This is a genomic window from Priestia sp. RMT2NF4 (genome assembly GCF_047872835.1).
GTDB lineage: Bacteria > Bacillota > Bacilli > Bacillales > Bacillaceae_H > Priestia > Priestia zanthoxyli.
Genome location: NZ_JBLQZO010000002.1, coordinates 1 through 17,551 on the forward strand (window position 1 = coordinate 1; position 17,551 = coordinate 17,551).

Sequence of the window (17,551 nt, forward strand, 5' to 3'; positions counted from 1 at the left end):
TACTTCTTTCAAACAAATACAAATGTCGATGAATGGAACAGCGTATCGCTTTTAAATTTAACTGCAAATGTTATGTTATTTTCACCTTTAGGCTTTGTCGTAGCCCTTATTTGGAGAAAATATCATTCAATTAAGAAAGTAACAATTTTAGGTTTATCTGTTACATGTTTAATTGAATTTATTCAATACTTTATAGGTCGTAGCTCAGATATTGATGATGTTCTACTCAACACGTTTGGTACAGTTATAGGTTATGTGGTTCTTTTAATCATTCAGTATTTAATAAGTAAACCAGTAAGACAAAAAAAGGCGACTATGTAGCTAGTAGCCTTTTTTTATTCCTATAAGCTACATTAAGGTAACTAAGGTTGTATAGTGTATACCTGAGATGATATTGAGAAATGTATGAAGAAAGAGGGATAACAGCTTGAAGATAGTTACTTTAATGGAGAGTGAAATCTCCTCTTTAAAACGACTATATGGGGATATTTATTTTCAGGATATTCAACTTATAGACAAGTTCTTTGTAAAAGGAGCTTTGGATCGGTTTAATCGAATTTTAACTGAAGAGGAAGCAGAAGAACTGTTAACTAATAAATATCAAAATAAGCTTGATGAAATTAATTATATAAATTACTTTCATGAAATTTTTGAACTATGCGGTAAACAGCAGGTATACGTGCATTGTGCAGATATTTTTCACAGTAGCTTAGCTTCTTATAAAAAAATTCTTTCGATCGAGGAATATCGCTATATTTTATTACTAAAACAGGCTATAAAAGGAGAATTTATTCGAACAGATGATAGTAGAGTTTTGGGATTTTTATTTAGACTCTCATTAGATACAAATAGTTTCTCAACTTTCTTCTTTCCTTCAATCTCTACAGTAATATTAGGAAATTACGATATGTCATTACCTATCTTTTGTAAGGATAATCAAACTATGACAAGATTAGAAAATATAGCTCACATATCAGGGTTGTATATTCGAAGATAAAAGCCCTTTTAAAGGGCTTTTATTTGTTACTACCTATAATTTTGATTATTTAAACTGAAAATGTATAGAGTCTACATCTTATGTTTCTCTTTTTAAAATATATCTTGGTGGAGCTCCATATCCTTGTTCTGCTTCAAAATATGCTAGTTTATTTGGAATGCAAACGATAATAGAAGGAAAACCATAACCTACTGCATCTTTAAGAGCTGTAAGTAAAGGTAATTCTTCTCCGTCTATTTTCTTGTTCCATGAAATTGAATAACACTCTTTTCCTGCCCCGTGCTGCTTTAATAATTTGGCTATTTCATTGGCACAAGAATTTGGTTTAGGAATCTCAATCATATATTCTTCTCTCAATGTTTTTGTGTAATTATGATTAAGACGATGTAATGCGTCTTCTCTTTTCTTTTCAGAGAAAAGTTCGAATATCACTCTATCTTGGATTCTCTTAGTAAAGAAGGATCTTACTACTTTTTCTTCTAGCTCTTTATCCATTCAATCCTCTCCTTGAGTAATCTTTATTATATAGAATTTTTCATCAGAGAATCATTAAATTGGTATACGATGTAAATTTAATAATAGGTCAATTAATGCAAAGATAATACCTAATATGAGTGAAAGGGTCAGTATGAATATCCATTTAGTTTTCTTCTCTAACTGAAAGACATTCAGTTTTTCTAATGCAAACGAAACAAGCCACATTATAATTATTGTTTCAATAAATTCAACTATAAAATTAAAAATAAAATCCACTTGTTCTCACTTTCTTGTTTTGAAATATTTACTTTTCTATTAAAACACTTATAGATAAACATTAAAATACTTTTATTCTTATAAAATCCATTATGTTAACTACGTGTGTATTGAGTATACAGTAAAAATATCATTTAAAATAAAAATGTTTTGTATAATGTACTTCTACGATCTCAATTGTAATATTTAGTTTTAAACAAAAAATGGGAGTAAGATAATGCTATGAAATGGACAAAAGTAAAAGGAAATATAGAGAGTTTAATTTGCGATAAATTAAAACATAGATTAAGTATCCATTTGACTCAATATAATGTTTCCCTTGGTGAGCAAAAGCGTATATGGATTACTCTAGATAAAAAGGAAGTCTTCAATGCGTCTTCAGCAAATTATTTAATGGAACATGATAAACTTTGGGCGGAAATAAAAAAGGCGACTGACAAATCTTTTCCCGACTGTTTATATGAATGTTTTCCAGAGTTTATTGGCAAGACGAAAGATTTAAACTACACTACAGTAATTCTAGAGGATAAAGGTATCTTTAATGTCGATCTAGTTTATGATGCATTTATTCAGTATCCTCAACTATCCATTGACAATGCTTTAAATTCTGAGAATGTTATTATCAAAGCCTTCGCACTGTTGGATAAAAGGTTAGGTAAGAGAAAGTTAAAAAATTTGAGATACAGTTCTAATGTTCATCCATTAATCTTGGAGTTTTACAAATTGAGATGGGAAGTTGAAGGGATTAGGACCTTTGAAGACATACCTAATTACTAAAAAAGGCTCTTTTCAGAGCCTTTTTTGGTGCCGGTAATGGTGATTATATTGACTAGATATTTATATCACACAAAAAGAATTCATTAAAAAAATGTTAAAATAAAATCAAAAACCACGGAGAAAAACATATGAACCATGATATTCTACATTCATTTTTAGAAAAACATTTTGAAAAACTAATTTTAAGCCCTTCCTTATTTTATTCTTGGAAAAATAGCATTCGATTTGAAATATCAAATCCTTTAATACCTCATTACAAAAAGGAACATTTAGAGCAAGCATTTTATCGTTCAATCAGATTATTTGAAGCAGTATTTGGAGAAGAAGATGAGATTCTTCTTGTTACAGATGTACATTCCATAAAAAAAGATATCTTTCTCCAAAAAAGGCCTTTAAACGTATATTTAAAGTACATAAAAGATAAAGAAAAGTTATACCAATTAAGTCATTATCTTTTACCCAGTGTATTTGATGAGGAAGATGATCAATCTATTACTCATCGATTTGCAATTTCTTGTAAGAAGTCAGAACTAAAGTATATACAACTCTTAAAAGCTATTTGTTATGAAGACTTTACTCATCCATCTAGTATACTTAAAAGCAATCCACAAAGTGGTTATGATATTTATTTTATCAATCGTTCTAAAGAAATCATTTTTCACCTGTATGATGATCGAGGCTGTGATGTATTAGCCTCTAATAAAGAATCTATAGAGTTTCTTTATGAAGAATATAATCATTGGATTTTAGATTATGACCGAAAAGAAATTGACCTTTTATTTAAATAAAAACATTATCAATGCGCTAACGATTGTGCTCTTTAAACTACCGATAAGCTACACTACGTTAATTAACAATGTATTGGATAAATGTGTTAAATTTAGTAATATTGGGGGGGGGATATAATTGATTTATTTAGTTTGCACAATTATAGGTTCAATAATTGCTATCTTCAACATTGTCAAAGATAGCAATTTTATATGGTTATGTATGTTTATACCTATGTTGATAGACCTTCTTATAGCAAATGTTGATCTTTTAAATTTTATAACCAATGGTTACAGGACTGCTATTTTTTTAATTCTTTATATTGGAATATATTTCACTGTGTTTTTATATGACATTGATAAAATAAATCCTGAAGAACAACCTGACCATTAAAATATATTTTAATGGTCAGGTTGTTCTTCGTACCGATAATACGTTTTATGTTAACTAGAAAGAAATAGCTGCTGCCATAACATCAAATGCTGTTCGATTTCTAAAGTATTAAAAATTAAAAAAACTGTTAAAGTTACAGGTGGTGCAACTAAATTTGCTAACAAACTTGCTAAATCTTATGATTACTATTCAAGAATTAAAAAGCCTGGTAGCAGAGTTGCTAAATACTCCAAAACAAAAGCTATGAAATTAGCGTTGAAAAAGACAGCTAGAGCTACACCAGGTGCTTTTGACGCATTATAAGCACCTCTAGGAATAGATACGTTTATTAATGGTTTTCTAAAGTAAGTTTCACTACACCCTTGGAGTAGCTTATTCAGGTAAAGGGGATTGTTTTTTATGTTTAGTAAAAAAAGAACCTATCAAATATTAATAGCAATTGTTTCGATTGGACTTGTTGTTTACAACTACACTTTAAAATCTAGTGTGAGTGAAGCGACAGATGCCTACGTTATTTTCCCTATTAGTATTGTGTTACTTTTATTATTTGCCTTTATGTACGTAAAAATAGATAAAAAAGATGATTAAAAACAGCTTTTGTCTCCCCTACTTAAACCCCAGATAATCAAAATATCTGGGGTTTTTTATTATAAAGGTTTTAATGTTTACATTAGATAACGACAAATACATAGCTTTTCTACAAATTGCCTATATCTTAGATTACTAAATATTAATGGATTTAATACTAATTCTGTTTATCTAGATGAATTAAGGAGATACTTATTCCTCAGGTTCATTAAAAGAAGTATTTTTTATCCACTCTTTTTTCAATAATGCATACTGAAGAGTATTTTCATACTTAGGTGTTCCATCTTCGTATTTAGTAAACGAAATAAACTCAACAAAACGTCCTTCTTTACGCATTCCTAATTTTTCACATAGTTTTTGTGATTTATAGTTATCCTCCTCAACGTATGCATAGATTCTTCTTGCATCCAATTGAGTAAACAGATACCTAAGGAACTCCTTCACACTCTCGCTTGCATACCCTTTCCCCTCATATTGATCATTAAAGTGCCAACCAATGGAATAAGTATCTGGATCTTCCTTTAAGTAGAATATTTCTCCTATTAGATAATCACTGCCTTTTAAGCAGACTGCAACAAAAGAGTCATCTTTTTTTCTTTTTTGAGCTTTTAAAGTAGCTTCCTCTATTGTGTGAACTTTGTCTTCAAGAAAGCAGTTTACCCTTGGATTAGCCAAGTATTCCAAAAGAGCTTGAGAGTCTGCTTTAGAAAAGTTTCTCAATAGTAATCGATCAGTTTCAATCTTTTTCATTAAAAATCCTCCTAACCTATATTTACGGGCTTATTTCTCTGAAAAGACAACAACAATAATTTAAGGGATAACATAACAATAATGGTTGGCTAAGCTTTTGTGGTTTTAGCTGTTAACGTCTTCAGCAACGCGTTCACCAATATCAAGTACACGCGAAATATTTTGCACAATTTCAGGAAGACCAACTACTGCCTCTTGAAACATCCAAATATAAGCTAGAACTGCATAAATAGCACCAGGCGTAGTACCCTGAACACCTGTAAGCCTAAGTAGTGTAGCTAGGGTTAAGAGAATGACGACAATCTCCATCATCCCCCATGTTTTAGCCTCAGCGTTAGAAATAGCAACACGCCACAAACGTAACCGTGCAAAATGTTTTTGAACAATGGTAAGTGGACGATGAACGACTATATCTGCCTCTTCTTCAATTCGGTTGTTAAGTGCGTGATTCAAACGATAAGAACGTCGACCGAACCAATGGTTTATGATTAGTATTGGAATTAGTGCCAATAAACTTAAGAACCCAATAAACCGGTCATAAAGAAATAACATGATAATAGCGCCTAAAAATCGAATAACCGTTGTTACAACTGCCGGCAGCTCCATCTGAAAGAAATCTACTACTTCTCGAGACAATGAGACACGTCCTACAATTCGAGTTCCTTTTACTCCATCAGCACGCTGGCGCTCCACCATTTCTACAGCAACATTAGAATAAATTCCAACGAATACTTTGGTATCGTAAACGTGCCTGAACAAGCCAACCCCTAGGTGAAGGATCCATAGTAGAGCAAGTGGTATAAGGCTAGCTGGATTCCCTTTAAGCAACCCATCGATTGCAAAACCAATTGTTGCAGCGTAAAGAAGATCGCAAACATTTTCAACAAGAGTGAGCATATAGGTAAGGCTAATTCCTTTACGATTTTTTGACCATATACCTTGAAGGAGTTGACCTACGGAGGATTTTTTCTTTTTTATCATTTGCATCTTATCTACTCTTTCTTTTCTTTAATTAAACAAACTTTAATTCTATTCATTGCTTTATCTTCAAATTCATCATCAATTTGCCTTTTCACTTACTTTAATGAAATAAAGGACTCGTCATTGCTGTTTATATCTCCTTTCCAGTACAATGAACATCATAAAGTATATGGTTACCGTATAGTCAAGGAGGATTTTATGAGGGAAGAGTTGGAAAAGTACTTTACTACTGGTGAATTTGCGAATCTCTGTCGTGTAAAAAAGCAAACTCTGTTTCATTATGACGAAATAGGGTTACTTTCACCTCAAATAAAAACAGAGAATGGATATAGGTACTATTCGTATGAACAATTTGAAGTCTTTCAAGTGATTGCCCTATTTAAAGAACTTGGTGTTCCATTAAAAGAGATAAAAGTTCTTTTAAAAGATAAAAAATCAATAAATATGATTACTCTTTTAAAGGAAAAATCTCTTGAAATTGAAGAAAAAATTAAGAGCCTTAATCATTTACAAGCAATTATTCAAACGCGTTTACAGTTAGCAGAACATGCTTTAAAAACTGATTTTTCTTCTATTTCATTGCAATATTTAGATGAAGAAACCTTTATGATTAGTGAAAATATTTTAGAAGAAGCCGAACAAAAATATACTACAGTTATTCCGGAGCTCATTCATTATACTCAACTTCATAAATTAGATCGAGGGTATCCAATTGGAGCAATGCTTGCGAGAGACCAAATCCAAAAAAAAGAGTTTTACAATTACGAACATTTGTATATCAAAATCCCAAAAAAGATAGAAGAAATTCATTGTCATACACGTCCCCAGGGACTATATGTTGTTGGGTATCAAAAAGGTGCCGAAACCGAACATGCTTACAATCGAATTATTCAATTCGTTAGAGAAAAAGGGTTAAAAATAGGGGAGTATGCATATGAGGAATACGTGATTGATGAGGTAATGGCGGATGGAATAGAGAATTCAATTACAAGAATTCAACTTCAAATTCAAAGCCAATAACGTTTTTTTAGGTTGTATTGCAAAGAGGTACTATATTTACTAAACATATATGGCGTATACAGGCTAAAAATAGAAAACCCAACCTGTGAACTCTAAAGGTTGGGTTTTCTATTTTTGTAAACGGAGTATAGGAGAATTGCTTATTGATTTTTCTAGATGGCAATAATGAGGAAACGTTATTCTTCATAAAGGCGGATTGCTTCTTTTAGCACAATAACATCCTTCTCATTAATCCTCAATCTCAATTCCAGCTTCCTTGAATGGTTCCAATACTTCTGGATCACACATTGAAATATAGTCCACTGTTTTTAAATTCGTTAAGTTCTGAAATCCTTCAACAGATAGTACATCAAATAAACTATCTTCTCCATCCCAGTCTGGCTTTAGAATATGATAAATTTCATTACCTCCATCAAAGCATAAGGATTCAATCTTTTCTAAATCACTCATTTCCAATGTTAACGCTTCTAAATAATCCCTGATTTCAACAATTGGGCCAGCACCAGAATACCATTCAAAATTATTCGTATACTTATCTTTTAAGTCGGTTAATTCTTCTAGAAATAATGGCTCTTGATCTAATAAAGCTTCAATGACCACTAGTTTAAAATTAAAATCTTTAAACATTCCACTTTTCCCCATTTTGCTACCTCCGATTTTATCTCTGTATTAGGCTTGCAATCGCCCCTGCACTATTCGTATTATAACAATCATCTATAAACAAAACCTGCGTTTTCACGTATGTTTTTCGTTTTTATTATTTTCGCGTTGACGGCACAACTGAACCAAATATTCAACCACAACTTAGTTGACTTTACTTTTATTACGTGTTAATTTGTATATGCAAATGAAGAAAAGGAATGATTACATGAATAACGAAGAAGAACAAATATTAATACACTGTCTTTACTTTACAGCTAGCCGATTTGCTCGCAACATTACAAAATTAGCTGAAAAAACATTTGATTTTGGTAACGTCGCTCCCTCCTACCTTTACATGATTATGATTGTAAAGTTTCATCCGGATATCACTCAGAAAGAACTGTGCCACAAGCTATCAATTGCTCCTTCTACAAGTACGAGGTTTATTGATAAACTTGAAAAATTAAAGCTTGTCGTCAAAAAAATGGATGGAAAGCAGACGCGGATCTCGTTAACGGATGAAGGAGAAAAAGTGTATCATCAGTTTCGCGTTTCGTTAAAAGAATTGTTTACTAATTACTCAGAAATATTAGGAGATGAATTTAGTAAAGATTTAAGTAAAATGCTGCATGAAGCGAGCAATAAGTTAGAGAAAGAATCGTAATTTTTTTACCCCTTCATTTGCATATACAAATATAATGGAAGGATTTAATATGTCTGAAAAACTATTACTAATTGTTGGTTCTGGTCCAGGGATTAGCTTAAATACAGCAAGAAAATTTGGAAAAGAAGGATTTTTAAAGTCGCTATGATTTCCCGCAGTATGGACTCCTTACAGAGATATGAAGATGAACTTAAAAAAGACGGAATTATAGCAAAAGGATTTCCAGGTGATGTCTCTTCTGAAGAATCTTTAAGAAAAGCCATCGATAAAGTAATTAAAACTTATGGAAAAGTTGATGTTCTTTTATACAATGCTGCTTCAGGAAGACCTGGCAAACCAACAACATTGAGCGCTGATCAATTAGTAGAAGATTTTAAAATCAGTGTAGCTGGAGCTCTTACTGCTGTTAAAGAAACAGTTCCCCATATGCAAAACGGAGCCATTTTGTTAACAGGCGGCGGATTAGCTCTTCATCCATATGCTGACTATTCTTCATTAGCGATTGGAAAAGCAGGCATTCGTAATTTAGCATATAGCTTGAATCAAGAACTTGCTTCAAAAGGAATTTACGTTGGAACGTTGACTATTAAGGGTTTTGTTGAAGAAGGAACGTACGTCTCACCTGCAAATATTGCTGAGACCTTCTATCACATGTTTGAAAACCGAAAAGACGTAGAGGTCACTTTTGAAGAAAAGTAAAAATTTTTAACACATCATTTGTATATACAAATATAAAAGGAGTTTATTTATGAAAAAAACATTAGTTATTGTTGCACATCCCAATTTAACCACTTCAACCATTAACAAAACATGGAAAGATCGCTTGAGTCAAGAGAGCGACATTACTGTTCATGATTTATATGCCACATATCCAAACGGTACTATTGATGTTGCTTACGAACAACAATTGCTGCTTGAACACGAACGGATTGTGTTTCAATTCCCGCTCTACTGGTACAGCAGTCCTTCTTTATTAAAGGAGTGGCAGGATGTTGTTCTTAGTTATGGTTGGGCATACGGATCTGAAGGCACAAAATTGCATGGAAAAGAGTTTATGTTAGCCATTTCAACAGGCGGACCTGAAGCAGCCTATCAAGCTGGTGGATCTAACCTTTTCAGCATGAGTGAACTAACCAAACCGTTTCAAGCAACAGCAAACTTGACCGGTATGCGATTTTTGCCCTCTTTCATAAAACAAGGAGCACGTATCTTAACGAACGAACAAGTCCATGAAAGTGCTGAGGAGTTGTTGCATCACCTCAAACTTACCTTTTAAGCGCGGACAATCTTTGTACAAAACATCTGATATATTCTCACAAAAATTGTAGTCCAAATAAAAAAAAGACTAACGCGAAGGCGCTTAGTCTTTTTTGTTACCTCTTTTCACTATTCTACATGCAGACACCATTATCTTCTATGTTTGCCGAACAATCAAATCGTACCAATAATATCTTGACTACTAATCCTGTCCCTTTTAGTCAGCGTTAATTTTTTTTGAATCATCAAGTTCTGGAAAAACCACATACATTTCTATTCCCTTACCCTTGTCTTTTATATAATCAAAATCAGCAGTACCTAGGAAATCACCTGGTTTCACATAATCTCCTTCATTAGCACTAAGCTCAAGAGGAATGCCCTCTAGCTGTACTGTATCGGTACCAATATGAACCAAAATGCTGATTCCACTGTCAGTTTTCATTGTAAAGGCATGTTTAGTTGGAAAAATAGAATCGATTGCTCCTGCGATAGGTGCATATATTTCTTTTGCATGAGGTAACACATAGAACGACACCATTTAATTAAGGTCTTACAATGATTCTTGAGAGGATTTGTCCAAAATAGAGTTGCATAATTTTTTTGCTTCTTACTTAATTTGTTGTTCTTGTTTCACTTTTAACAATTTATCAAATGCTTGCCAAGGCATTAACGCACAATTATGTCTTGCAGGCAGCTTATGAATATCTTTTAAACTAATCGCATCTTGTATTTGAGAATCTTTTGCTTCACTTCCACGTACAATCATATTTTTTATAAGGGTAGAAATATCCTTGATTTCTTCTATTTTTTTGTCTTTTGCTATCGTTGTAAACATTGATGAAGAAGCCATACTAATAAGACAACCTTCTCCTATAAAAGATATATCTTGCACTCTATCGCCTTTAATGACTGCATACATTGTCATGATATCCCCACAAGTAGGGTTTTTATAATGTACTTTATGAGTGTGGGATTCCATCGATCTGTGGTTTCTTCTATTTTTCGCATGATCCATTATTACATGCTTGTATAAATGATCTAGGTTCATTTATTTCCCCCCTTATGCTTTTAAGGAAAACGATCTACTGATAGAAAATTGAGGCTTTTCTTACACCTTTTCTTCTACTTTAATCAGAACCAAACAACCTATCCCTCTTATTGGATAGGTAAATTGTGAAGATGTCGTCTTTTTTATAAAAAGCTTTTTTGCTTCGCGCTTTCTTCTAAGCTTTTTAACTCTTTGTTTAACTTTTCTTTATCAAATTTTTCGCCAATAAAGACGAGATTGTTTGGAAAGGATTTTTTTTGTGGAAAAGAGTAAGGAATTCCATATGAATATTGAAATAAATAAGTATCTTCCTCATTTACCACAAACTGTAAAAAGCCTTTTATTCGATAAATAGTACCAGGCAGTTCTTTTATCCATTTTTCAAATTCTTCTTTTATAACTTTACCTTCAAATTGATAAGTCATCGTTTGAATATGCAGATGGTGATGAACGTGTAGTTCAGTATGATTATCCACAGAGGAATGAAAGGAATGATTAATTTCTTCTAGGGATGAAATATTCCCATATGTTGTTTTGCTCATTTGAGCCTTAGTATTCACCTCTCTTATTTCCTCTTGTAGAGATAATTGATCTTCTTTGGTCACTAAATCACTTTTATTTAAGATTAAATGATCACTATATTTTATTTGTTCTACAAGCAGCTTCTGAATTGATTTATTCAATTTCTTACGATCTTTCCATCTGCTTAAATCAATGACGCTAATAATAGACTTAACATCAATATATGGCGCAATAATAGGGGATAAACAGGCGTCTAAAACTTCTAAAGGATGTGCAACTCCCGTTGTTTCTATGTAAATAACATCTGGTTGATGCTGTTGATAGAGAGATAATAGCTGCAGTTCTAATTGATCCTTCATCGTGCAGCAAATACAGCCATTTAAAAGCTCTCTTAACGGCGTTTCTCTTCCAATAATATCTGTATCAACAGAGTGCTCTCCTATTTCATTTAATAAAACAGCCACTTTTTTCTTTCGTTTCTTCTCTTGCTCTAAAATAGTTTGTAATAAGGTCGTTTTTCCACTCCCTAAAAAACCACCAAGTATATATATTTCAATTTTTTTCACCTATCTTCACTCATTTCTTCTTTTATATTCAATGTTTCGTTTCTTTCATATGACCTGAGCGCTTACTTTTAGTTTCAATATATCTTTTGTTATACTCTGTTGTTTCACATCATACCGGAATTCTTCTATTAATCTTAATTCCTCTATCTACCCTCATCTAAGAAAATTTTACTGCCGGTAGCATTCTTTTGTCCCTGATATTTTCCTCTGTAAGGATTAATGGTCGATTGATCCATTTGAGCAAATACTAGTTGGCAAATTCTCCACCCTTTAATTAGCCTTATGGGCAGGCGGTTAGCATTATATAGTTCAAGAGTAATTTGTCCTTCAAACCCTGGATCTACCCAGCCGGCATTTTGGATAAACAACCCCATTCTGCCTATAGAGCTTCTGCCTTCTACAAAAGCAGTTAAATCGTTGGGAAGTTTAATGTACTCCAATGTAGTTGCCAGCAAGAAAGAATGCGGCGGAATAATTATTTCATCACTTTTTAGGCATTCATATTTAATTTCTTGGTCTAAAGACATAACACCTACTTGATGCTCTTTAACCTTTAAATAGCTAGATCCTATTCTTAAATCCACTGAAGCAGGTTGAATTTGATTATCCGTTAACGGTTCAATATGTAATTGTTTGTCTTTTATTTTCTGTTCGATAGTTTTATCAGATAAAATCATCCTATTCTCGCTTTCTTTACGTTTTAGTATAAAAAACCAATGATTACACCTTATGAAGAAGAAGCAGGTTAAAAAGTATTAACCTGCTTCCTTCGATTGCAGTATAAATCAAACCTTTTGACATTTTAGAAGTCACAAATGAGATAAGATATTTTCTACTACGCCTGTTGTAACTTCCAAGTGAAGGAATCTGTAAACTCACTCCAATCCTCTTCCAGCTCTTCCTCCGTTAGAAGACATTGGTCTAATTCCTTTTCAATTTTATCTTGTTCTAAATCCACACCGATAAATACTAATTTGGTATGACGGTCACCAAACTGATCATCCCATTCATCCAATAAATGCGGATTTTGTTTAATAATTTGCTCTTGTTGGTTTCTTGGCAAGGAGGCAACCCAATAAGAAATAGGCTCAATACTTACAGATGGTCCAGCTTGAGACATTAAAAGCGCTACATTATTTCGGCTAGCGCACCATGCAATCCCTTTAGCTCTCACTATTTGCTTTGGCATTGAATAAACCCATTCAGTAAAACGTTCTGAATGAAAAGGCCTTTTTATGTCATAGACAAAAGAACTGATTCCATATTCCTCTGTTTCAGGTGTATGCGCATGATGACCTTCATTGAGTTCCTTTATCCAGCCAGCCGAAGCGCTCGCTTTATCGAAATCAAATAAGTTCGTATTTAAAATTTTCCCTAACTCAACTTGTGAATGACTAGCACGAATAATTTTAGCACTAGGTTGTAATGTTCTTAGTACGTTCTCTAATTTCAGCAGCTCATCTTCTGTTACGAGGTCACATTTGTTTAGAATCAGCACATCACAAAATTCAATTTGATCAATTAGCAGATCTGCTATTTCCCTTGTATCCTCTTCTCCTAACGATTCTTTACGATCAAGTAAAGAATCTCCTGACTCGAAATCTTTCCAGAAGCGATTTGCATCTACAACCGTCACCATCGTATCAAGTTTACAGAATTGAGTTAGATCAATTCCTACCTCTTCATCGATATATGAAAACGTTTGTGCTACAGGAACGGGTTCACTTATGCCTGTAGACTCAATTACTATATAATCAATATTTCCTCTTTTAGCTAATTTCTCTACTTCAATTAGAAGATCTTCTCTTAAAGTACAGCAAATACACCCATTTGACATTTCAACAAGCTTTTCTTCAGTTCGAGATAAATCTCCACCCTGCTTTACTAGTTCAGCATCGATATTGACTTCACTCATGTCATTTACAATGACTGCTACTCTTAATCCTTGTCGATTCTTTAAAATATGATTTAATAATGTAGTTTTTCCAGAGCCTAAATAGCCACTTAAAACGGTAACAGGTATTTTCTTCATTAGAACACTCCTATACACAAATCGTAATTATTACGATTTAAATATACTATGTAGATTAGATGAAGGCAAGAAATTTAGTAAAATTGTTATTTATTTCTCTTGCATTTTTATATGAGCTGTAAGGCACTCTTTTTATTAACTAGTGATTGGAGCCCCTCTGCTGTATAGATATACTCAAGGATCATACTAAAACCCAAAAAAACTTATTAAAAGAATCCATAGGTCCTTTTAATAAGTTTTTTCCGTTACCAGTGCCTTTACAGTTTTTCCGTATAACCTCTTAAATTTCGAATTAAAAAAGAGATCCCCGTCAGTAAACAATTAAGAAACAAATATTTAGTCAGATAGTGTTGAAAACTGTATGTGAAGTAGAAGTATAAGAAGAACACAAAACTAAAATAGAAAATAAACTTTAAATATCTTTTTAAAACTGCGTTATGAGGAGAATTCACGTTGACTACTCCTTTTAAAGTCATATAATAAAATTATTTTTTTAACCTATATTGAAACGTTTTTCTGTGTTATTTTACAAAACAATTAGAAAAATGATAGGCAATGTAGCAAGGCTTAGAGAGGTACTAATTAACGTTGCGCTTGATACAAACTCCGGCTCTGTATTAAATTGCAGCGCGTACATAGTTGTATTAGCAGCTGTGGGCATAGCAGCCATAATAATCATGATTTGTTTCACCATCTCATCCACAGGTAGCAGAAGCGTTAGTATATAAGCAATAAACGGCGAGATTACAAGCTTGATAGCTAATGACCATGAAACTTTGGCTTTGGCTAAATTTCTAATTGATATTTTAGCAAGCTGCATGCCAAGTACAATCATGATGGTAGGAATAGCTGCACCGGCTACTAAATCAACCGCTTCTTTTACAGAGTTGCTTAACGGAATATGAAGAAACTGAAATATAGCTCCTAAAAGTCCCCCATACACAATTGGTATCCGTCGGACTGCGTCAATAGCTGATTTTATACCATTTCCATTTGGACTTCCTTTCGCAGCATAGTAAACTCCAACTGTACACATGACCAGTTGCTGTATGACCATGAGAATAATGGCAGAGTCTAAGCCGGTAACGCCAAAAAGTAATAAAACAACAGGTGTACCGTAGTTTCCATTATTCATAAATGAAGACGCTAATATCATTCCACAGGTTTCTGAAGTAGAATATCGCTGAAAATAAGCAATAATATAGACGACAGCAATTAATGCAAAGCAAAGTGCAAATGTGTATAACGTAAGATATAAGTAATCAATCGTAAATTTGGTTGTGTAAAATGTTTTGAACACTAGAACTGGAGACATCAAATAAAGTGCCATTGTTGAAATCGTTTTGGTATCAAATCCTATTTTCTTTTGTCCAATAAATCCAAGTGCAAAAATCCCGAAAATAGGAAGAAGGATTGTTAGGAACTCCATGTTTGTTCACCTTCGTCATTTTTTCTTTGTTATTTTCCAAATGAAAGACCTAGAAAATTAAGAATCTAGGTCTTTCATTTAAACTAATACATTATAAATTTAGAACAATGATACGTTCTTCCGTCATTTCTTCAATTGCATATTTTGGACCTTCTTTTCCGTTACCGCTCTTTTTCACACCGCCATACGGCATATGATCGACACGATACGCTGAAGCATCATTTACAATTAATCCGCCTACTTCGATTTCACGAGCTGCCTTCATAGCAAACTGTAAGTCGTTCGTAAAAAGGCCTGCCTGTAACCCATAGTCAGAATCATTTACTTTTGAAATCACTTCATCAATCTCATCATATTGAGCAATGGCTACTACTGGCCCGAATACTTCTTGACGACAAACTTTCATCTCATCATTTACATTGGTCAAAATTGTAGGAAGATAGAAAGCACCGTCACGCTTTCCTCCTAGTTCAATTTTTGCCCCTTCTTCCACCGCTTCTTTTACCCATTCTTCCACTCGCTCTGCTTCTTTAAGACGAATCATAGGTCCAATATCAGTTTGCTCATCCATTGGATTACCGACTACTAACTTTTCTGTTTTTTCTTTTAGCTTATTAACAAAAGCAGTATAAATATTCGTATGAACATAAATTCGTTGAACCGAAATGCAAACTTGTCCTGCGTTATTAAAGCTTTTTTGAGAAATTAAAGATGCAGCTTTTTCTAAATCAGCGTCTTTATGTACGACAGTAGCCGAATTATTTCCTAGTTCAAGTGAAACTTTACGTAAACCCGCCTTAGATCGGATAAGTTCTCCTACTCTTGGGCTTCCTGTGAACGTAAACATATTAACATCTTGGTTTTCTAATAACCATTCACCAATTTCTGCCCCATCTCCAGTCAATACTTGAAGGCGCCCTTTTGGCAGCCCTGCTTCTTCCATTAACTCAGCTAGCTTGAGCGCACAAATTGGAGTGACTTCAGCAGGCTTTAATACTACGCTATTCCCAGCTGCAATTGCCGGTCCAAGTTTATGACAAACTAGATTGATAGGTACATTAAACGGTGTGATAGCTGCAACAACTCCAACCGGGACTTTTACTGTAAAAGCCATGCGACTTTCTGAGCCTTGAGCTGATTCAACAGGCACACCTTCTCCATGAATACGCTTTGCCTCTTCCGCTGAAATTTGTAAAGTTGTAGCCGCACGCTCAACTTCTCCGCGAGATTCACGAATAGACTTTCCAACTTCAGTAGCCAAGATTTCAGCAAATTCTTCTTGGCGGCTTAGTAATAACTCAGCTGCCTTCATTAATACCTCGTAGCGTTCATATGGTGAAAAAGTGTTTTTTAACGCCTCTTTCGCGCTGGCCACAGCTTTATTTACATCATCTTTTGTAGCTACTGAGATTTCAGCTGCAGGCTGCTGCGTATATTTATTTAAGACTTCCATTTTTTCTGCTGTTGTTTCCCATTCCCCATTTACATATAAACCATATTGTTTGACTTGAGTTAAACTTGTCATTATCTCCACATCCCCAATTGTATTAGCGTTTTATCTTGTAAGCTCAATATTGTAATGATATTTATCACTGCGATATTTTGTTACCGTAAATTCGAGTGGCTTATCATCAAAACCATAACTTACTCGTGTCATTTCAAGTAAAGCTTCTCCGCCTCGTATGCCTAACAGATCGGCTTCATAAATCGTTGCATTAATCGCAGATATCTTCTCTTTAGCTCGTTTCAAGAAGATTTCATTCTCTTCTAGCACTTCGTAAAATTTTGCACGATTTAAATCTTGTTCAACTAGTGTTTTTCCAATATGCGTAGGCCAACAAGAACGTTCAATAGCGATAGGCACTTCATCGGCAAAACGAATTCGTTCAATAACTAAAACTTCTTCTCCAGCATCCAATTCCAGCATGGAAGTTTCATAATATAAATCTTTTTTAAAATCAGTACGAATGAGTTTTGAATTCGGTGTTAATCCTTTTTCCGCTACTTCTTCTGCTAGTCCTTTAAGCTTGCCTAAGCTGCCGCCAATAAGCGGCTGAGGTTTTACAATTGTTCCTCTGCCTTGTTTTTTTTCCAGCAGTCCATCCTGTACTAGCATAGAAATAGCTTGTCTTAAGGTAGTACGGCTTACATCAAATTCTTGCATTAATTCTTGTTCTGTTGGAATTAACGTATTCGGCTTCCAAGTTTTCTCTTGTATACGTTTAATTAAGACATCTTTTACTTGAAGATAAAGCGCGATATTTTTATTAGAACCTATTGTATCCTTCATGTTCTCAAACTCCTTTTAAGTTAGCGTTTGGTATTATTATATAGTATTGGCTAACTTTTACTGTAGCGGAGAAG

General features: G+C 33.6%; 21 protein-coding genes. 9 read left to right on the forward strand and 12 right to left on the reverse strand.

Features of this window, described 5'->3' with window-relative positions; all coding sequences use genetic code 11:
* On the forward strand, positions 1-321 hold a 321-nt coding region (locus ACMX9J_RS09060; protein ID WP_416225694.1), incomplete at its 5' end, for a VanZ family protein.
* Positions 322-427: 106 nt separating this feature from the next.
* Positions 428-997 (forward strand): hypothetical protein, encoded by a 570-nt coding sequence (locus tag ACMX9J_RS09065; protein ID WP_063247061.1) that lies wholly within the window; start codon positions 428-430, stop codon positions 995-997.
* Positions 998-1,075: 78 nt separating this feature from the next.
* Here ACMX9J_RS09065 and ACMX9J_RS09070 read toward each other — a convergent pair whose 3' ends face one another.
* Positions 1,076-1,492, reverse strand: a complete 417-nt coding sequence (locus ACMX9J_RS09070; protein ID WP_063247062.1) for a hypothetical protein — start codon at positions 1,490-1,492, stop codon at positions 1,076-1,078.
* 480 nt (positions 1,493-1,972) lie between these two features.
* Between ACMX9J_RS09070 and ACMX9J_RS09075 the strand changes: the two genes are divergently transcribed.
* The 3 genes from ACMX9J_RS09075 (at position 1,973) to ACMX9J_RS09085 (ending at position 4,276) form a co-directional block, all read left to right on the forward strand.
* Positions 1,973-2,527: a hypothetical protein gene (locus tag ACMX9J_RS09075; RefSeq protein WP_416225695.1), complete on the forward strand. Its 555-nt coding sequence runs from the start codon at positions 1,973-1,975 to the stop codon at positions 2,525-2,527.
* Positions 2,528-2,655: 128 nt separating this feature from the next.
* Positions 2,656-3,315 (forward strand): DUF3885 domain-containing protein, encoded by a 660-nt coding sequence (locus ACMX9J_RS09080; RefSeq protein ID WP_063247065.1) that lies wholly within the window; start codon positions 2,656-2,658, stop codon positions 3,313-3,315.
* Positions 3,316-4,087: 772 nt separating this feature from the next.
* Positions 4,088-4,276 carry a hypothetical protein gene (locus ACMX9J_RS09085; protein WP_063247067.1) on the forward strand — a complete coding sequence of 63 codons (189 nt, stop codon included), beginning with the start codon at positions 4,088-4,090 and terminating at the stop codon, positions 4,274-4,276.
* Positions 4,277-4,468: 192 nt separating this feature from the next.
* Here the strand turns inward: ACMX9J_RS09085 and ACMX9J_RS09090 are convergent, their stop codons facing one another.
* Entirely contained in the window at positions 4,469-5,026 is a 558-nt protein-coding gene (locus ACMX9J_RS09090) for a GNAT family N-acetyltransferase (RefSeq protein WP_416225696.1), read from the reverse strand.
* 105 nt (positions 5,027-5,131) lie between these two features.
* Positions 5,132-6,013, reverse strand: a complete 882-nt coding sequence (locus ACMX9J_RS09095) for an ABC transporter six-transmembrane domain-containing protein (protein WP_416225697.1) — start codon at positions 6,011-6,013, stop codon at positions 5,132-5,134.
* Positions 6,014-6,205: 192 nt separating this feature from the next.
* On the opposite strand from ACMX9J_RS09095, the gene ACMX9J_RS09100 reads away from it, so the two are divergent.
* Complete coding sequence (locus ACMX9J_RS09100; protein ID WP_416225698.1) at positions 6,206-7,027, forward strand: MerR family transcriptional regulator; 822 nt, start codon at positions 6,206-6,208, stop codon at positions 7,025-7,027.
* A 228-nt stretch (positions 7,028-7,255) separates the two neighbouring features.
* Here ACMX9J_RS09100 and ACMX9J_RS09105 read toward each other — a convergent pair whose 3' ends face one another.
* On the reverse strand, positions 7,256-7,669 hold the full coding sequence (locus tag ACMX9J_RS09105) for a DUF6892 domain-containing protein (RefSeq protein WP_416225699.1): 414 nt from the start codon (positions 7,667-7,669) through the stop codon (positions 7,256-7,258).
* 226 nt (positions 7,670-7,895) lie between these two features.
* Here ACMX9J_RS09105 and ACMX9J_RS09110 point away from each other — a divergent pair, with 226 nt between their 5' ends.
* The 3 genes from ACMX9J_RS09110 to ACMX9J_RS09120 all read left to right on the forward strand — a co-directional run bounded on the left by ACMX9J_RS09110 (position 7,896) and on the right by ACMX9J_RS09120 (position 9,609).
* On the forward strand, positions 7,896-8,333 hold the full coding sequence (locus tag ACMX9J_RS09110) for a MarR family winged helix-turn-helix transcriptional regulator (protein ID WP_416225700.1): 438 nt from the start codon (positions 7,896-7,898) through the stop codon (positions 8,331-8,333).
* 144 nt (positions 8,334-8,477) lie between these two features.
* Entirely contained in the window at positions 8,478-9,032 is a 555-nt protein-coding gene (locus ACMX9J_RS09115; protein WP_416225701.1) for an SDR family NAD(P)-dependent oxidoreductase, read from the forward strand.
* Between the two features lie 49 nt (positions 9,033-9,081).
* Positions 9,082-9,609, forward strand: a complete 528-nt coding sequence (locus tag ACMX9J_RS09120; RefSeq protein WP_243556218.1) for an NAD(P)H-dependent oxidoreductase — start codon at positions 9,082-9,084, stop codon at positions 9,607-9,609.
* A gap of 198 nt (positions 9,610-9,807) precedes the next feature.
* Here ACMX9J_RS09120 and ACMX9J_RS09125 read toward each other — a convergent pair whose 3' ends face one another.
* From ACMX9J_RS09125 to ACMX9J_RS09160, 8 genes are all read right to left on the reverse strand, one after another.
* A complete protein-coding gene (locus ACMX9J_RS09125; RefSeq protein ID WP_243556215.1) occupies positions 9,808-10,113 on the reverse strand; it encodes a PTS sugar transporter subunit IIA in 306 nt (101 codons plus the stop codon).
* Positions 10,114-10,197: 84 nt separating this feature from the next.
* Positions 10,198-10,638, reverse strand: coding sequence for a Fe-S cluster assembly sulfur transfer protein SufU (gene sufU / locus ACMX9J_RS09130; protein ID WP_416225702.1), 441 nt, complete (start codon positions 10,636-10,638; stop codon positions 10,198-10,200).
* A 143-nt stretch (positions 10,639-10,781) separates the two neighbouring features.
* Positions 10,782-11,726, reverse strand: a complete 945-nt coding sequence (locus ACMX9J_RS09135) for a CobW family GTP-binding protein (RefSeq protein ID WP_416225703.1) — start codon at positions 11,724-11,726, stop codon at positions 10,782-10,784.
* Positions 11,727-11,869: 143 nt separating this feature from the next.
* The gene (gene dcd, locus ACMX9J_RS09140) at positions 11,870-12,403 is read right to left on the reverse strand and encodes a dCTP deaminase (RefSeq protein ID WP_367077210.1); all 534 of its coding nucleotides are present in this window, start codon (positions 12,401-12,403) and stop codon (positions 11,870-11,872) included.
* A 158-nt stretch (positions 12,404-12,561) separates the two neighbouring features.
* Positions 12,562-13,758, reverse strand: coding sequence for a GTP-binding protein (locus ACMX9J_RS09145; protein WP_154989978.1), 1,197 nt, complete (start codon positions 13,756-13,758; stop codon positions 12,562-12,564).
* Positions 13,759-14,284: 526 nt separating this feature from the next.
* Positions 14,285-15,187 (reverse strand): AEC family transporter, encoded by a 903-nt coding sequence (locus tag ACMX9J_RS09150; protein WP_028414821.1) that lies wholly within the window; start codon positions 15,185-15,187, stop codon positions 14,285-14,287.
* 91 nt (positions 15,188-15,278) lie between these two features.
* Entirely contained in the window at positions 15,279-16,712 is a 1,434-nt protein-coding gene (locus tag ACMX9J_RS09155; protein WP_311264854.1) for an aldehyde dehydrogenase family protein, read from the reverse strand.
* Positions 16,713-16,742: 30 nt separating this feature from the next.
* Positions 16,743-17,477 (reverse strand): GntR family transcriptional regulator, encoded by a 735-nt coding sequence (locus ACMX9J_RS09160; RefSeq protein WP_155007777.1) that lies wholly within the window; start codon positions 17,475-17,477, stop codon positions 16,743-16,745.
* Between the last annotated feature and the right edge of the window lie 74 nt (positions 17,478-17,551).

Bases quoted from the DNA above. Each gene is read 5' to 3' on its own strand.
- ACMX9J_RS09070 (WP_063247062.1), bottom strand. From the start codon at position 1,492: ATGGATAAAGAGCTAGAAGAAAAAGTAGTAAGATCCTTCTTTACTAAG.
- ACMX9J_RS09075 (WP_416225695.1), top strand. From the start codon at position 1,973: ATGAAATGGACAAAAGTAAAAGGAAATATAGAGAGTTTAATTTGCGAT.
- ACMX9J_RS09080 (WP_063247065.1), top strand. From the start codon at position 2,656: ATGAACCATGATATTCTACATTCATTTTTAGAAAAACATTTTGAAAAA.
- ACMX9J_RS09085 (WP_063247067.1), top strand. From the start codon at position 4,088: ATGTTTAGTAAAAAAAGAACCTATCAAATATTAATAGCAATTGTTTCG.
- ACMX9J_RS09090 (WP_416225696.1), bottom strand. From the start codon at position 5,026: ATGAAAAAGATTGAAACTGATCGATTACTATTGAGAAACTTTTCTAAA.
- ACMX9J_RS09095 (WP_416225697.1), bottom strand. From the start codon at position 6,013: ATGCAAATGATAAAAAAGAAAAAATCCTCCGTAGGTCAACTCCTTCAA.
- ACMX9J_RS09100 (WP_416225698.1), top strand. From the start codon at position 6,206: ATGAGGGAAGAGTTGGAAAAGTACTTTACTACTGGTGAATTTGCGAAT.
- ACMX9J_RS09105 (WP_416225699.1), bottom strand. From the start codon at position 7,669: ATGGGGAAAAGTGGAATGTTTAAAGATTTTAATTTTAAACTAGTGGTC.
- ACMX9J_RS09110 (WP_416225700.1), top strand. From the start codon at position 7,896: ATGAATAACGAAGAAGAACAAATATTAATACACTGTCTTTACTTTACA.
- ACMX9J_RS09115 (WP_416225701.1), top strand. From the start codon at position 8,478: ATGATTTCCCGCAGTATGGACTCCTTACAGAGATATGAAGATGAACTT.
- ACMX9J_RS09120 (WP_243556218.1), top strand. From the start codon at position 9,082: ATGAAAAAAACATTAGTTATTGTTGCACATCCCAATTTAACCACTTCA.
- sufU (WP_416225702.1), bottom strand. From the start codon at position 10,638: ATGAACCTAGATCATTTATACAAGCATGTAATAATGGATCATGCGAAA.
- dcd (WP_367077210.1), bottom strand. From the start codon at position 12,403: ATGATTTTATCTGATAAAACTATCGAACAGAAAATAAAAGACAAACAA.
- ACMX9J_RS09145 (WP_154989978.1), bottom strand. From the start codon at position 13,758: ATGAAGAAAATACCTGTTACCGTTTTAAGTGGCTATTTAGGCTCTGGA.
- ACMX9J_RS09150 (WP_028414821.1), bottom strand. From the start codon at position 15,187: ATGGAGTTCCTAACAATCCTTCTTCCTATTTTCGGGATTTTTGCACTT.
- ACMX9J_RS09155 (WP_311264854.1), bottom strand. From the start codon at position 16,712: ATGACAAGTTTAACTCAAGTCAAACAATATGGTTTATATGTAAATGGG.
- ACMX9J_RS09160 (WP_155007777.1), bottom strand. From the start codon at position 17,477: ATGAAGGATACAATAGGTTCTAATAAAAATATCGCGCTTTATCTTCAA.